At 58.2% G+C, this 15,317-nt stretch carries 15 protein-coding genes; 7 read left to right on the top strand and 8 right to left on the bottom strand.

What is annotated here, in order from left to right; genetic code table 11:
* Nucleotides 1-9: 9 nt before the first annotated feature.
* Both JQ600_RS09735 and JQ600_RS09730 read right to left on the bottom strand, forming a co-directional pair.
* The gene (locus JQ600_RS09735) at nucleotides 10-1,314 is read right to left on the bottom strand and encodes a hypothetical protein (RefSeq protein ID WP_212489848.1); all 1,305 of its coding nucleotides are present in this window, start codon (nucleotides 1,312-1,314) and stop codon (nucleotides 10-12) included.
* 10 nt (nucleotides 1,315-1,324) lie between these two features.
* Complete coding sequence (locus JQ600_RS09730; RefSeq protein WP_212489847.1) at nucleotides 1,325-1,741, bottom strand: hypothetical protein; 417 nt, start codon at nucleotides 1,739-1,741, stop codon at nucleotides 1,325-1,327.
* A 215-nt stretch (nucleotides 1,742-1,956) separates the two neighbouring features.
* On the opposite strand from JQ600_RS09730, the gene JQ600_RS09725 reads away from it, so the two are divergent.
* Genes JQ600_RS09725 through JQ600_RS09715 form a run of 3 tightly spaced genes read left to right on the top strand, consistent with a single transcriptional unit; the run spans nucleotide 1,957 to nucleotide 4,189 of the window.
* Complete coding sequence (locus tag JQ600_RS09725; protein WP_212489846.1) at nucleotides 1,957-2,583, top strand: acyl-homoserine-lactone synthase; 627 nt, start codon at nucleotides 1,957-1,959, stop codon at nucleotides 2,581-2,583.
* Entirely contained in the window at nucleotides 2,580-2,777 is a 198-nt protein-coding gene (locus JQ600_RS09720; protein ID WP_212489845.1) for a hypothetical protein, read from the top strand. The genes JQ600_RS09725 and JQ600_RS09720 overlap by 4 nt, the downstream gene beginning before the upstream one ends.
* Complete coding sequence (locus JQ600_RS09715; RefSeq protein ID WP_212489844.1) at nucleotides 2,774-4,189, top strand: diaminobutyrate--2-oxoglutarate transaminase; 1,416 nt, start codon at nucleotides 2,774-2,776, stop codon at nucleotides 4,187-4,189. Before JQ600_RS09720 ends, JQ600_RS09715 begins: the two co-directional genes overlap by 4 nt.
* Here the strand turns inward: JQ600_RS09715 and JQ600_RS09710 are convergent.
* The 3 genes from JQ600_RS09710 to pqqA form a co-directional block, all read right to left on the bottom strand.
* On the bottom strand, nucleotides 4,070-4,777 hold the full coding sequence (locus tag JQ600_RS09710) for a LuxR family transcriptional regulator (protein WP_212263033.1): 708 nt from the start codon (nucleotides 4,775-4,777) through the stop codon (nucleotides 4,070-4,072). The two genes, JQ600_RS09715 and JQ600_RS09710, sit on opposite strands and share 120 nt — an antisense overlap.
* 24 nt (nucleotides 4,778-4,801) lie before the next feature.
* A complete protein-coding gene (locus tag JQ600_RS37560; RefSeq protein ID WP_409410652.1) occupies nucleotides 4,802-5,614 on the bottom strand; it encodes an alpha/beta fold hydrolase in 813 nt (270 codons plus the stop codon).
* A 653-nt stretch (nucleotides 5,615-6,267) separates the two neighbouring features.
* On the bottom strand, nucleotides 6,268-6,348 hold the full coding sequence (gene pqqA, locus JQ600_RS09700) for a pyrroloquinoline quinone precursor peptide PqqA (RefSeq protein WP_212263241.1): 81 nt from the start codon (nucleotides 6,346-6,348) through the stop codon (nucleotides 6,268-6,270).
* Nucleotides 6,349-6,672: 324 nt separating this feature from the next.
* On the opposite strand from pqqA, the gene JQ600_RS09695 reads away from it, so the two are divergent.
* The gene (locus JQ600_RS09695; protein ID WP_249135781.1) at nucleotides 6,673-8,379 is read left to right on the top strand and encodes a PQQ-dependent dehydrogenase, methanol/ethanol family; all 1,707 of its coding nucleotides are present in this window, start codon (nucleotides 6,673-6,675) and stop codon (nucleotides 8,377-8,379) included.
* Nucleotides 8,380-8,490: 111 nt separating this feature from the next.
* Nucleotides 8,491-9,672 (top strand): c-type cytochrome, encoded by a 1,182-nt coding sequence (locus JQ600_RS09690; protein WP_312017250.1) that lies wholly within the window; start codon nucleotides 8,491-8,493, stop codon nucleotides 9,670-9,672.
* 165 nt (nucleotides 9,673-9,837) lie between these two features.
* Here the strand turns inward: JQ600_RS09690 and JQ600_RS09685 are convergent, their stop codons facing one another.
* The 3 genes from JQ600_RS09685 to JQ600_RS09675 form a co-directional block, all read right to left on the bottom strand.
* Nucleotides 9,838-10,869 (bottom strand): alpha/beta fold hydrolase, encoded by a 1,032-nt coding sequence (locus JQ600_RS09685; RefSeq protein WP_212263030.1) that lies wholly within the window; start codon nucleotides 10,867-10,869, stop codon nucleotides 9,838-9,840.
* Nucleotides 10,870-11,071: 202 nt separating this feature from the next.
* The gene (locus tag JQ600_RS09680; protein ID WP_212263029.1) at nucleotides 11,072-11,731 is read right to left on the bottom strand and encodes a DsbA family oxidoreductase; all 660 of its coding nucleotides are present in this window, start codon (nucleotides 11,729-11,731) and stop codon (nucleotides 11,072-11,074) included.
* A 490-nt stretch (nucleotides 11,732-12,221) separates the two neighbouring features.
* A complete protein-coding gene (locus JQ600_RS09675; RefSeq protein WP_212489842.1) occupies nucleotides 12,222-13,142 on the bottom strand; it encodes a ketopantoate reductase family protein in 921 nt (306 codons plus the stop codon).
* 466 nt (nucleotides 13,143-13,608) lie between these two features.
* Here JQ600_RS09675 and JQ600_RS09670 point away from each other — a divergent pair, with 466 nt between their 5' ends.
* Both JQ600_RS09670 and wrbA read left to right on the top strand, forming a co-directional pair.
* The gene (locus tag JQ600_RS09670) at nucleotides 13,609-14,571 is read left to right on the top strand and encodes an enoyl-CoA hydratase/isomerase family protein (protein WP_212489841.1); all 963 of its coding nucleotides are present in this window, start codon (nucleotides 13,609-13,611) and stop codon (nucleotides 14,569-14,571) included.
* 74 nt (nucleotides 14,572-14,645) lie between these two features.
* Complete coding sequence (gene wrbA, locus JQ600_RS09665) at nucleotides 14,646-15,275, top strand: NAD(P)H:quinone oxidoreductase (RefSeq protein ID WP_212263026.1); 630 nt, start codon at nucleotides 14,646-14,648, stop codon at nucleotides 15,273-15,275.
* Nucleotides 15,276-15,317 lie beyond the last annotated feature (42 nt).

Genomic DNA, 15,317 nt, shown 5'->3' with positions numbered 1-15,317 from the left:
TGAGAACGTTCAAAGCTTGTAATTGAGTGCGACCAGGTACTGGCGCTGCTTGATCAGGGTATCCTTGTCGAGTCCATCGGTATAGCTGACCGAAATCGACGCCGTGCCGTCCGGCGTGATGTTGAACCCGACCTCGGCCCCCCACAGCAAAGCTTCTATGCCGCGATTGAACTCGCGGTGATAATTCACCGTGATATCGGCATAGAATCGACCGACTAGATCGGGAAACAAGGATTCTCCGAAGGGGTCGTAGACGCTCCGGTCCGGAAACGGAGTCAGATGGAGACGAGCGACCGCCCCGGTCCACGCATAATCGCCGCGCGTGAGGGCGGTAGCGCCGACGACATCGACCCTCTTGACGTCAGCTTCGGCCCGCAGTTGCCAGAACCAGTCGAGATATTTCGTGGCGGGTGCTCCGATCGTGCCGCCCAGACGCGCGTTCGGTGCGAACGGCTCCCAAGCCGCGGTCACACCGTAGATTCTCGCTTCTCCGCGGAAGTCGGTCTGCGCATAGGGACTTGCGATCAAATATTGCAGATCGAAGAACGGACCTCCCGCAATGGCCGCTTGCGCGTCGATGCCGGCCTTCAGAGCGCTCTTTTCGTTCTTTGTTCTGGGCGAATTGATGGTCCCTTGAGCATCGGTCCAAAGCGCTACGGTGGTTCCGAACAAGGAGGGGGCCTTGAAATCATGCTTTGCGTATGGATCGTCCGGAAGGCCCGTGAAACATGGGCTCATGGGATCGTTCTGCGAGATCACGTAAGAAACACGTCCGTTGATGGTGGCGGAATTGGAGCGATCCAAATCGTCATGCGTGAAGCTCGCAGAAGCGCCCTTCGCCTTGGATTTCGGCACGAAGCCGGTGATGAAGGTCCCCTCTCTATACTGGTAGGTGTCGAGGCGGTCTCTCCGTACGAATAGCCGCTGCTGGTTCTCGCAACCGCCTTTCGGAGGCTTGACCTCAGCAGGGACCGCAGGCGGCGGGCGCGACGAAGCGACCTTGTCGATGTCGGCGATCTTCCGGTTCTTGAAGAACAGAACGTCGTTGGCCACAGAACGGGAGCGGTCCGAAAAGCTGGTCGCGCTGTCGGCCCTGAGTCGTTCGAGCTCCGCCGGGTCGAGCCTGCCGTTCAGATTCACATCGTATTTCGCAAGCATCGGATCCTGGACGTGGAGGCGCCACACAAGGGCTTCGTTCTCGTCCAGGACGCCGTCCTTGTTCTTGTCGTACTTGGTGGCAGACAGCGTCTCCGCCGCACCAACCGAGGGCGTCATAATAACGATCGCAAGCGCTGTCGAGACGGCGAACCTCATGCTCCGCTCCTTAGCTCACGTGCCAGCCGAAGTGCTCGTAGGTCAACACGGCCGAATCGATCAGATTGCCGAACGACTGGATGTCACGCAAGCCGATCGCTACGTTCGGCTTCGACGTCCACGGAAATTGGACACCGTGAAAAAGCGCGCTCTTCCACGCCGGAACATAGGTCGAACTGATCTTGTTGATGTTGACCCAGAGGACCTTGCGTGCCGTGGAGGGATCCATTCCCTGAAAAAAGGCGTCGATAGGCGTATTCGGATCGATCGCATGCGGGCCTTTGGGGTTATGGCTATGGTCGAAATACCACTCAAGACGATGGTAGATCTCGTCCCGCGATATGAACGAACCGGCCATTCCCGCGAAATCGGCGGTCATTGCCAATTTCTGCTTCTTGGCCGGCTTGGCTTTCTTTCCCTTCGCCACGCGCATCCCCCGCCGATCAGTCTCGATCCACGGAAGGAGAGGCTCAAAACGGAGGCAAGTATACTAGGGAACATCCGGGGTCGGGACCAATGCCGCGCGCGACTTCGGCTTGGCGCCGTTTGACACAATTTTGGAGCAGGCCTTAGGGTATCTCCCAGTACACCGCGACGTCTCCATTTGCTCCGATGTGGCACCGTTCATTGGAGCGACAACCCATGATCGAAGCGTTCTCCATAGCGACCGCGCATCATTTTCAGGATGCGTTGGCGTCCCAGGCCAGGCTGCGATACGAGGTCTTCGTTAAGCGAAGGAAGCTAGACCACTCGTCGTGGGGTGGCCTCGAGTTCGACGAGTTCGACACACCAGCCGCAACCTATTTGGTTTGGCGCGACGATGAACGCGTGGTGAGAGGTGTCGCGCGGTTGTTGCGCACTACTGGCCCCTACATGCTGCGCAGCTATTGGCCATATCTCGTCAAGCGAGGCGATCTTCCTTCGTCGTCGAGGGTCTTCGAGGTTACGCGTGTGTGCGTTGACAAGACGGTCGAGCCAACTATCCGGCGCACGATCTTTCCCGAACTCTTGTGCGCCATTCAAGAGTTCCTGCATCGCAATGACGGTCTCGCTATGATCGGCGTTACGCGTGAACATCTGCTCGCCCATTTTATCCAATCAGGAATCGATTGGCTGGGCCCGGCGCATCTCGTCGAAGGGGAGATGGAGCGTGCCTTTCTCGTGCCGACTCCGAGCATTCGACCGGCCCTGCATTGCCAAAAGTTTGGCATTGGAAGGGACGTTCTGGCTCCCGATCCGGATACGTCCGCCGAAAGGCACGCCGCATGAGCGGGAAAATAAGTCGCCCCTTGGTGGATGAAGATACCGCGCGGAACATGGCGGATGCCCTGACCTATCTTGGGCGCGTGGCAATTGATGCCGGGTATCATTCGCTGGTTCCTGACATCCTCGCGCTGCGCGACAGGTTACAGTCCATCGCGGAAGCGGAAGATGCCAATCGACTCCGGAGGGCGAACGCATGAGTGCCGAGCGACCGTTGGCAGGTTGCGACCACCGCGACTTCTTTGCCGAGCACGAATCGCAAGTTCGAGCCTATTGCCGGCATTTGCCGGCACTTCTCAAAACGGCTAGGGGAGCAATCATCACGGATGCCGAAGGCGATACTTATGTCGACATGCTGTCGGCATGCGGCGCACTCAATTACGGACACAACCATCCGCATCTGCGCTGCGCGGCGGTGGATTATCTGCTGTCTGACGGGATATCCGCGGGGCTCGACTTCCATACGGAAGTCAAGCTCCGCTTCATGTCGAAGTTTGAAGAGACGATCCTCACTCCCCGCGGGTTGCGCTATCGCATGCAGTTCCCAGGGCCGACCGGCACCAATTGTGTCGAAGCAGCGATAAAGCTCGCCCGCAAGGCGACCGGGAGGTCTTCCGTCGTCGCGTTCACCAATGCGTTCCACGGGGTGTCAATGGGATCGCTGGCCGCCACTGGATCGGCTTCGTGCAGGGCGTCCGCGCGGGGGCTCCTGGGTGGCGTCATAAGACTGCCTTACGATGGATACTCCGGAGCCGGTCTCGCCGAAATTGCTCGGTTTGAGAGGATGGCGATGGACCCCTCGGGAGGGATCGAACCCGTCGCAGCGTTTCTGGTCGAGACCGTCCAGGGAGAGGGAGGTCTCAATGTAGCGTCGACCGAATGGTTGACTGGCCTTGCCTCCGCAGCGAAGCGTATGGGAGCGCTGTTGATCGTCGACGAAGTGCAGACGGGCTGCGGACGCACCGGGCCGTTCTTCAGCTTCGAGCGAGCCGGTATCGTTCCTGATATCGTATGCCTTGCGAAATCCATCGGCGGATACGGGCTTCCGATGTCTCTGTTGTTGATGCGGCCGAAGTACGACGTCTGGTCGCCGGGCGAGCACAACGGAACATTCCGTGGAAACTCACTCGCGTTCGCGACTGCTGCTGCCGCCTTGGATCTGTGGACGAATGACTTCGCTGAGGGCATCGACCGACGCGCGCGCGTGTTGACCGAGTGGTGCCACTCCCTATCTGTTCAACATCCCGGTCGCTTGACGGCGAAGGGGCTCGGCATGATGCAGGGATTGAAATTCGTTGACCCATCGCATGCGGCTCGAACCGCACGCCTTGCCGCGCTGGATCGTATCGTGATCGAGTGCTGCGGGCCTCACGACGAAGTGCTCAAGATCATGGCACCGCTCAACATCGAAGTCGAACTCTTCGCCTCAACGTTGAAGCGCCTCGGTCATCTCATTGATGCGAGTCTCGGATCGGACGAAGCGGTACCGCTTCTAGAGCGACACGATGCCGTGCTTGATCCCCATGATCACGGCAGTAATGCGATTGCCGGCCCCGAGCTTCTTCATGGTGTTGCCGACATGGAATTCGACCGTCTTCTGGGAGATGCCTAGAATTTCCCCGATTTCCCAGTTCGTCTTTCCTTCCTTGCACCACTTGAGACACTCGATCTCCTGCGCGGTCAAAGCTACCGCCGGCAGCTCGCGTCGGTCGATTAGTTCGCAGTATTTGAGCCAATACTGCACGCACACCATGTAGATATGAGCGGTCTTGTCGACGGCCGGCGTTCCATTCTGCCGGAAGCTGAGGCTGATCAAGTCGGTTTCGCGAGCGGGTCCGCGCATTGGGATCGTGATTCCCGAATGCACGCCCAATTCCCGACACTCCTCGAAGAAATTGCGTTGTGCTCGGTTGACCTGGCCGGGGTCGCACGTTTCGGACCAACTGAATGGTCCGCGCGCCGTATGGATGTGCTGCACTACGGGATCGATGCGGTCCCATTGCTCCGCCCTGTAAGTGTCGAGATACCCCAGCGGAAACTCGCTCCAAGGGATCGAGATCAGTCGTTTGTTCTGCGCCCTCGCGAACACCGCGTTTTCGTATCCCTCCTCGCGTATCGTAGCGAGGAACAGGTCCTTCAGCTGGGATGCGCTGCTCGCATCCCGAGTCTTATCGATGAATTCCTCTATAGTCGTGATCATGGTGCCCCCCAGCTCCATTCGGAATTAACCAGCGTAGTTCAGAAACTCCCTCATATGCCGATTGAACGTCGCGGGCACTTGCCAATGTGGCGCGTGGCCAGCGTCGAGCAACACGGGCCTTCCCTTCCAAATGTTTCGGTAATTGAGACCGTCGATGTATTCGATCTTTACGAAGGGGTCCGTTGCACCTTGGACAATCGCTATGGGACGCCTGTCGGTGCAAACGGTTTCAACTTCATCCGAGCCAACCCCGGCCATCCCGTTCCGCACCATCCAGTACCGCGCATTGCCGTCCGTTCTGGCAGCGGCTCGCAGGTGCTCTTGCACAGCCCGATTTGACCCCATCATGGCGCGGACGTACCGCTGACAGTCGTCGGACGAAAACCTCCAACGTCCCGCCAAGGCAGTCGACGGCGTCCATCTGAAACCTGCACTCACCCCTTCCGGATTGAGGCGTACGGGAGGAGTGCCGGTCAGCATAAGGGACCTGACTTCGCTATATCGAGCGAGCATCTCGAGCCCGATGTGGCCTCCCAGCGACCAACCAACGATGTGGTACGATCGATAACCAAGTCTGGTCATGAGGCCGTGCAGCAGCGCCGCATAGCCTGGGAAACTGTAAGTCTTTCGCGGCATGTTGGATCGGTCAGATTCGCCGTGGCCGGGGAGATCGGGCGCAACGACGCCGAGGCCTGCACTTTCCAACGCGCGAAACTGTCGTGCAAAGACCTCTTTCGAAGAAGAGTTTCCGTGGATCAACAGCGCTCCGACTCTGCCCGAAGAGCCCTCCAGGACGCTCAAACGTAGGCTCCCGATCGCGCGCTTACGCGACCGCATGGGTGTCTACTGAACGGGACGAGTCCCACGCATGCGCAGGATGGCAAATGAAAATCATTGAATGAACTCACACAACTTAGAGGCATTTCGAATTAAATATTCCCGCATTGATGCACCAATGATTTTCCGGGTCAACACATTTTATCATCTATGCGGGTCTGAACCTCGCGAGCCTTCCGTTCGCGCACGCGCGCAGGTAGCCGCCGCTTGATCCGTATGGACGATGCGGAGGCATGGTCAAGGCGCCAGCCGCCACCCTCGCCATCAACACCGTTTCCCCTTGCCCGTTCTCGCTAAGCCGTTCCAGCGCCGGGCTTTTGCGCCAATCTGCAATTCAGATACCTGTAATCAGAACTAATCATTTTTTTGGGTGACCTCCTTGTGCAACGATCGACTCCAAGTAGATCGCAGAAGCCGCCGAGGACCATTGCCTCGATCTATCTTCAGATTGGACCGCTTATGGATGCCACTGATCTTAGGTTCTTTGAGGCCGTCGCCCGCCAAGGAAGCATGAACAAGGCTCCAACTCTAATAAATCCGTAGGTGCCGTCGACGATCAGCCATAGAAACGTTGCTGAAGCCGCAATGGAATGAGCGACTCTGCCCGGCGCGAAGCGAGAGATTGCTTCGTGCCGGGTAGTCGCTTTTATGCGCTAATGCCTCGAGGCGCAGGCGTACATATTGATTTCCATGCCAACTTGCACTTCGACGATCTTCGGGGCTTTCCAAGTCATTCGGTTCTCCCATGGACGATGGCGCGATGCTCGCGCGGAGCAAACGTAAGACCGCGTTCGATGTAACGCAAGAGATCACGCTAGAGAGCTCACATCCGGCTGTTACTTCTGCAGATTGACGCCGTGCGCCTGCTGCCCAGCGATATCAGACCTGTGCCGCTGACCATGTCATCTGAGAACCAGATGAAACGTAATCTGTATTAATCATTTTTCGCCTGCCAATTCTTTATCTAGCGTCATGAAGCCGATGAAAGCGCCACGTGCCGTTGCTTGAACGACACAAGCGCCTGCATGCGACACGTGATGTCACCCTTGGAGAAATACATGAAGCTAAGAAGCAGGGTTTTGTTTGCTGCCGCCTCTGTCGCTGCCTGCATGGTTGCCGGTGCAAGCGCAAATGATTCTGTTGTCCGGGCGGTGGCCAATACCGAACAATGGGCTATTGCAGGTCACGATTATGCGAACACACGCTTCAGTCCCCTCAAGCAGATCAATTCGGCGAACGCGGGAAAATTGTCGTTAGTTTATTCGTTCTCTCTCGGCTCACTACGATCGAACGAATCTTCTCCGGTCGTAATCGGCAATACGCTGTATGTCACCACGTCGTGGGGGCCGAAATACGTTTATGCGCTCGATGCAGCGTCGGGAGCTCGTAAATGGACCTATGAGCCGGATGTTCCGGACGATGTGTTGCAGTACGCCTGCTGCGACGTCAACAACCGTGGCGTATCCTTCGCTGAGGGCAAGATTGTTATCGGAAGACTCGACGGCAAGCTGACCGCGCTTGATGCTGTAACCGGTAAGGAACTGTGGACGTCGACGGTCGTCGACTACAAGCAGGGTTCAGTTATCACCTCGCCTCCACTAATCGTTCGCGATAAGGTGATCACAGGCTTCGGCGGCGGCGAGTACGGGGTGCGCGGTGCGCTTCAAGCGTATGATCTCAATACTGGCAAGCAGGTCTGGCAGACCTTCACTGTGCCTGCACCGGGAGAGCCCGGCAGCGATACATGGAAGGGAGATACAGGGCTGAAAGGCGGCGGCGCGGCGTGGCTGGTCGGCTCTTACGATCCCAAGTCCGACACTGTCTATTGGGGCACCAGCAATCCCGGTCCTTGGAACACTGCTGCTCGTTCCACCGGCAATAGTGATTTCGGTAAGCTGACGAACCTCTATACTTCCTCGACTCTCGCTCTCGATCCGAACACGGGCAAGATCAAATGGCACATTCAAGGGACGCCAGCGGACGCCTGGGATTATGATGGCGTAAACGAAAATATCCTTGCAGATCTCACGATAGGTGGCAGTACGGTCCCGACCGTTATGAAGGCGGACCGCAACGGCTTTTTCTTCGTCGCCAATCGCGAAACCGGCAAGTTGTTGTCAGCGGAAAAATATACTTTCGCAAATTGGGCCGAGAAGTGGGACATCGCAACGATGCGCGCCGTTGAGAATCCGGACAAGCGGCCGGGACCGGGCCGTCCCGCAAAGGATATTTGCCCCAACTTGATCGGAGGCAAGAACTGGCAGCCGATGTCGTTCAATCCCGAAACGGGCCTGGTGTATATTCCGACCAACAACATGTGCATGGACTTCACGGTCAGCGACGTCGGCTACAAACGCGGTGTCTTCTATCTGGGCGCCGAATTCATCACCAAGGAAGGCGCGGGCGGCTTCCTCGGTGAACTCGTGGCTTGGGACCCGGTGGCGAACAAGAAGGTCTGGGGTATTAGAGAAGAGCTCCCGTTCAACGGCGGGACGCTTACTACCGGCGGCAACCTAGTGTTCTCCGGTGATCTGCGCGGAGACTTCCGGGCCATTGATGCAAAGACTGGCAAGATTCTCTGGAAGAAGAACCTCGGCTCGGGCATTGGAGCGGGTCCAGTAACGTATTCGGTCGATGGCAAGCAGTACGTGGCCGTTGTCGTCGGGCGCACCGCGGCGATACCTGCGTTCCTAGGAGAAGTCGGGAAGAAAATGACGGCCGCGGCTCCCGAGGGCGGCGCTTTGTTCGTGTTTTCGGTTCAATAAGCCTCAAAGGCACGTGAATGTCATGAGCGGCTGCGGTCGCTCATGACACGCCGATCAAATACGTGCCGGCGGTCCCGTGTGCGGCCCGTGCTCTGATCAGGAGAGTTTAGGATGCTCGAAGCCAAGCCTGCTGACGCCGGCGCTCCTCGCTCCGAATGCTGCGCTCGCCGGTACGCGAGCATATTTACTATCGCGATCCTTTTGATGCTCGTCGTACCCGTCTTGCGGACCAGTGCAGACGAGGTCAAGCCGCTGCGCCTATGCGCCGACCCAACAAATCTTCCGTTCTCCAGCAGCGAGCCGAACCAGCCAGGTTTTTACGTTGAGATCGGTCGGGCATTAGGACACGCGTTGGGCCGGCCGGTGAGCTATGACTGGTACAAATCCTATTTCGGGAAGCGCACCGTGCGCGTCACACTCCTTGGTAAGCAGTGCGACGCCTTCATTGGGCTTCCCCTGACAGACGATTTCATGGGCCCGTCGGTTGTGTTCTCAAAAAGGTTCAGCACGCTGAGCTATGCTGTAGTCACCAACAGGGAACGAGGGATCCGAAGCCTTGATGACCTGACGGGCAGGCGCGTCGCTGTGCAATTTCAAACGACGCCGCAAGACCTCCTTGCACTACGTGACGATATCGAGAAGATGACCGTTATTACGCCTGAAGAAGGCATGGAAGCCCTGGCCGAGGGCAAGGTGGATGTAGCGTTTATTTGGGGACCGATCGCTGGCTGGCTGAACAGAACGCGCTATGATGGACGCTACCGGGTCCAGTCCACTGAAGGACCGGGCCTGTCATGGCCGGTCGCTATCGGGTTTGCCAAATCTTCGAAAGAGTTGCGGGATCAAGTCGACGTGGCGCTGCCTTCACTGGAGCGGAGAATTGCTGATCTCAGCAAAATGTATGGTCTTCCGGGCGAAGAGCCAATCCAGCTAGGCCAACCCCGACCTGCGACAAAGCTCACAGGGGCGGAGACATCGGTCCAGCCCGCCAATGTGGCGGTTTCAGGTGCCGTAGCGATGCCGGAGGCCTTGAGTTCTGGAAGAGAGATCTTCAACGGAACCTGCGCACATTGTCATGGTCCCGACGCAGTGCAGAGCGAGCGCCGCATCGATCTTCGGTTGCTTAAAAAGCGCTATGGCGAAGACACTCACTCAAGATTTTGGACCGCTGTTCAGGAAGGGCGGCCCGCCAAGGGAATGCCAGCTTGGAAGGGCGTGTTCAGCGATGAGCAGCTCGAGAATGTCTATGCCTACCTAATGAGCCTCCAAACACCGAATGCTCAATCTAATTGACCCGGCACAGATGCCGACCACTTGGCTTTCCAGCGTCCGTAGATGGATTGGATAGGCGTGGTGTATCCCATCAGCAGCGCCGAAGGCTGTTCTTTCTGCTCGGCTCTTGGTTTCTGGTCGATGAAAAGGTCGTTTCGGTATTCTGCCACGAGCCTAAGACCAGGGTCATGACACTGCCTTCATTAGCGCGACAACCGCTCGTGCAAAAGTGCCTGGGGCTTCCTGCGGAAGGTTGTGACCAGCGTTGGGAATTCTCCGGTGTACACGGGGGCCACGAAATTTCTCCGCCATTGCAGACCCGTCGCTTGCCGGAAAATTGCCGTCGGCCTCGCCATCCAGCGTAATCGTCGGAACGGTAATAGCAGGCTGGCCCGCAAGCAGCCGCTCAATCGCATCGTAAGTAGGGCAGCCCGGCGCCAAGCCGACTTGATGGCGGTGCGAGTGGATCACTATGTCGACGTGATCCGGATTGTCGAACGCTCCAGCCGTTCGTTCGAATGTTGCTTGATCAAAGCGCCAGGAGGGCGAGTTGCGTGTCCAAATTGCATAGGCGACGGATCGCCGGTCGGCAGCCAGTTCCGCCCGGCCATGCTCAGTCTGATACAAAAGACCGGACTCCTTGGGTGGAGTCGTGTTCATCGCGAGCCCGATATCCTGAATGAGATAGCCGTTGACGGAGATCAAACCCTTGCAACGCTCAGGCCAAATGGCGGCTGCAACGCAAGCGGCGCGCCCGCCCCAGCCGTAACCGGCGAAGATGGCAGTCGGAATTCCAAGGGCATCCATCAAGGCAATCACATCGGCGCCGAGGGCCCCTTGTTGACCCACGCGCATTGTTGCGGACTTGAGAAAGCAAGTGGATCCGTGCCCGCGAAGATAGGGTACGATGACGCGGTAGCCCTGAGCTTCGAGAATGGGGGCAACCTCAATGTAACTGTGGATGTCGTAAGGGTAGCCATGCAGGAGCACCACCACCTGGCCGTCGTGTGGACCGGCCTCGTAGTAGCCGATGTCCAGAACGTCTGTGCGGACTTGTTTGATCGGACCCATCGCACCGGTCGATGAGGCGGCCGGAACGGCCGCCATCTCGGCTCCGGCGAGTGGAGCGATTCCGAGTCCTAATGTGGCCAATCCCGCCGTGCTCACGCCCGCCGCCTGCAGGAATCGTCTGCGTTTTGCATCAAAGAGATCGGGCATGTGATCTTCCTATCGTAATCGTCTGCGGGTGGTTCTTACGCCTGTTCGAAGTCAGCGGCCGCATCATCAACCGCATAGAAGCTGCCGCGGCAGAGATGACGCTGGTGGGTCCGGGTTACCGAAGGGAAGTAGGGTCCGATGGCGGGTCCGGACATATCGTCTCTGCGGAGGCTCTGCCCAGAACGGTTTGTCGCGACGATGACTAGACCGTCTGGCCCGCGGCGGCGGCGAGGCTCTTCACATATCCTTCAACATTTTGCGAGCCGCTGAAGAGAAGATTATTGCCGAGGAGGTAACTCGGGACGCCGTTTAAGCCGGATAAGCGGACAATCGCCTCGAGCTCCCGGATTTCGTCTTGAAGGTAAATCGACCGGCCCACCGCGTCGCTCGACATGCCCGCGTTTTTTGCGATGTGAGCGAGCACGGCGTGATTTCCGACGTCTTGACCGTCCGTAAAATACGCTACAAATAGGGCCTCAACGACTCCGTTCTGAAGGGCCGGGCCACCCTCCACGAGCGCCAATCGGACTAGGCGATGGGCTGCCAAAGTACTCGACGTGCGAGTTTGGCGTTCATAGTGGAAGTCAGCTCCAACCTTGCGGCCAGCCTCGACCGCACGGCCGTCCATAGCCAGAGCATTCTCCCAACTGCCGAAGCGACCGGTGCGGAACGCTTTCCTGTCCATCCCGTCCGCGGGCAGGTCTGGATTGAGTTGGAATGGCAACCATTCGAGTTCTACGTTTACGCCCCGAGCTGTCAGGATCGTTACTGCTTGGTCTAAGCTGCGTTTCCCAATAAAGCACCATGGGCAAACGAAATCGGAAACGACCTGCAAGGTCAGGTGCTGAGGTCGTGAGATCATGCGTTGTCCCTTCTACAATAGGCAAGCGGGAAGGTGGTGCACCCGTCGCACATGAGCTGGGTACCGGGCCCAGCTGCCGCGTTCAGGATCGTACCAAGTTCCTGTTTCGTAGCGTGGTAGAAGCCAAAGCAGAATTGCCGCTATCCGGCAGTTACTCTTCCTGCGTGCGGAACAATTGCGAGCGTTTCAGTTCCATGAATTGCCGCCTAGGCCAAGCTGACCCGGACGGGAAAGCCGCATCAAGCGGACCCTCGAACTGGAGCAGCCCCCCGACAGACTTGGAATTGCGACGCAGCTTGTGTTCATGCGCCTATATCGGATTTATCCATTCATCAGTGCTCTGCTCGGGTGCAAAGCGCTCAATCCTGAAATCGTTTGGCACCTCGGTAGGTCTTGAGAGCGCCATGCCATCGCCGCCGCGGTCAGTCGAGAAGTCGTCTTCTGATTAAGCTGCTTCACGAGATGTTAGGCTTTGTGATGCCGGCGCCTATCATTTTGATCCCGCCTGGCGTAGGGCGAGGATGTCTGCGATGGCGCGATTTAGCGGAGTTGGTACACCTACCCGTTCGCCAAGTTCTACCACGCCTCCGGACAACCAGCGGACTTCCAGGGCGTTGCCGCGTTGTAGATCGTGGTGCATAGATGATGTCATGTCTGCCGCGACATTGTCCGCCAATTCCAGCCGACGCTCTGCGTAATCCTCCGCCAGCGCAACGCCGTTAGCTCGCCCTACAGCGACAACTTCCTTCATGACATCGAGTAGGAAGGAGCGAGTCTGTGGGTTCTCACGAATGGGACCGATAGGGACCCCCATCGTGGTAGTAGTGCCCGAGAGGCCAACAAGGAACACGAATTTTTCCCAGATTTCGCGGAGAATGTCGGACGAGAATTCGGCGTTGATGCCGCCGCTTAGACACGCACTTAGAAACGCCTCGCCGCGGGCCGAGCGTTGGCCATCAAATTCTCCGAATATGAGCCGCTGCATGGGTCCGGTCTGCCGGATTACGCCGGGACGATCAATCGTCGTCGCGACGTAACCGACTCCTCCCATGATCTGGCCGGGATCGTAGTGCGCCCGGAGATAAGTGTCTTTCAGGACACCATTCTGGAAGGAGATAATTGTGGTCTTAGGCGCGACGACCGGTCGGATTTGGTTGAGCACTTTTTCCGTATCCCAGAGCTTCACGGCAAAGAGAACCAGGTCGACGGTGCCAATCAATGACGGATCGTCAGTTGCTTTGACAGGACTAACTCGGATTGGTTCGGGGCCCCCCTCTATCTGGATGCCTTGCTCACGTATTGCGGTAAGGTGTGCTCCTCGCGCCAAAAACGTGACGTCCGCCCCTCCGTGCGCCAGCTTCGCGCCGAAAATACCACCTACTCCACCCGACCCAATGACAGCTATTCGCATTACCAAACCTCAAGCCGCCCACGCAAACGTTTGAACCACACGGCGTGTATCAGCCTAAAAGATGGTTGCGCAAGGCTGAGGCGCATGGAGGGGCTGTCTCCTGAGCAAATCCTTTGAAGCTCTCTCGCTCATCGCCGGAACCGGCCACCGTGCCCTCCCTCGCCAAACCTGCGATGGTGTCATGCTCACGATGGTGGGCAACTCCAGCGCGGCACTGCTGGGTGAGAGGCGCGGAGCGCAATGTTTCAAAGGCGGAAGCGCCCGCGCTCCCTGTAGCTCAGGGGTGAACTCTGGGCGGCGAAGAGCGTCGATGAAGCGCTACCGTTACTCTTCCGCCTGCCGAAAGAGTCTATGCCGGGCAGCAGATATTCAGCCGATCAGTGCAAGCCATTACGTTGATGAGATCGGTCCCGCTGCGGGCCACCGGCGGCAATCGCGCCAGCCGTAGAAATCTCCGAGGCAAATCATGAGCAAGCACTTGGGTGCCGCCGTCATTATCGTAGCAACCGCTGTAGTCGCCGCTCCGCTTTTCGCGGGTCCGCAAGGTTTGAAGCCAAGTACTGAGACGATACGGGCGGAAAACGTCGATCGCAACACGGTACACAAACCGCAGGTTCGGCTCGAACGCCGCACGCCGGCCTACTGGCGCGTCATTCTCGACAACCCTCCATTCAATATCTTCGGGCCTGAAACCATACCGCAACTGAATAAGGTCATCACGGCTATCGAAACTGATCCGCAGGTCAAAGTGGTCGTGTTCGAGAGCGCCGTGCCCGGGTTCTTCCTGACCCATTACAACTTCATTCCCGATCTGGCCGAATCTACGGGGATGGCACCGGGCCCGACGGGCTTGCATCCCCTCCCGGACATGCTCATTCGCTTGAGCCGCGCCCCGGTGGTTTCCATTGTCTCGATCCGCGGGCGGGCGACAGGGGTGGGAAGCGAACTCGCTCTTGCAAGCGACATGCGCTTTGCCAGTCGCGAGAAGGCGATCCTGTCACAATGGGAAGTTGGCGCCGCGCTCGTTCCCGGCGGTGGACCGATGGCTCGCCTCCCGCGTTTGATGGGCCGCGGACGAGCCCTCGAGGTACTCTTGGGCGCCGACGACATCGGCGGCGAACTAGCGGAGCGGTACGGTTACGTCAATCGATCGTTACCTGATGCCGACCTGGATAAATTTGTGGAGTCGCTCGCTAAGCGTATCGCCACGTTCGACAAGCAAGCGATTGCGGATACCAAGCGTCTGGTTGACGCCGCAAGTCTGCCGGCCGATCCAGAAATAGCCTCGGGCTGGGACGCGTTCATCGCGTCGGTGCAACGTCCTCAAGCGCAACAGAAGATCAAGCGGCTAATGCAACTCGGGCTGCAGACGAGCGCGGATGTCGAGGGAAGACTCGGCCATTACACGGGAACGCTCGGACAAAAGTGATGCTGACCAGATTCAAATCTCTTTCGCGCCTATTCGGCGCGTCACCCCAACATGTTCAACGAAAGGACCGACCCTTGATCAAAGTTCTCGTTCTCTACTATTCAACCTACGGCCACACCGAAGCACTCGCACAAGCCGTTGCCGAGGGAGCACGCTCGACCGGCGCCCAAGTCAGCCTGAAGCGGGTCCCTGAGCTCATGTCGTCCGAAGTCGCAGCCAAGGCAGGAGCCAAGCTTGACCAAATCGCGCAAGTCGCAAGGCCTGAGGAATTGGCCGACTACGATGCCATCATCGTGGGGACACCTACCCGTTTCGGTCGGATGTCGTCGCAGCTCGCTAATTTCCTGGATCAGACGGGCGGACTGTGGGCGGAGGGAAAACTGATTGGCAAGGTCGGCGGCGCGTTCACCTCAACAGCCAGCCAGCACGGCGGTATGGAGACCACAATCTTCTCCGTCCTTACTTCACTGATGCACCACGGCCTCATTACTGTCGGTCTGCCCTACTCGTACGCCGGCCTTGTGAAAATGGACGAAGTAACGGGCGGTACTCCTTATGGAGCGTCAACACTTGCCGCTGCCGACGGATCACGCAAGCCGAGCGAAAACGAATTGGCCGGCGGGCGTTTTCAGGGGCGCCATATTGCGGAGATCGCCGCTGCCCTCAAACGTGGCGCGCTTCAGGCGGCGATGGCCGCAAAGTAGGGTCAGTGCATCAGAAGCCGGGGCGGGGGCACTCTTCCCTCG

This window comes from Bradyrhizobium sp. AUGA SZCCT0176, from assembly GCF_018130145.1.
In the GTDB taxonomy this organism is placed as follows: Bacteria; Pseudomonadota; Alphaproteobacteria; order Rhizobiales; family Xanthobacteraceae; genus Bradyrhizobium.
This window is presented reverse-complemented; position numbering and strand designations above follow the sequence as displayed.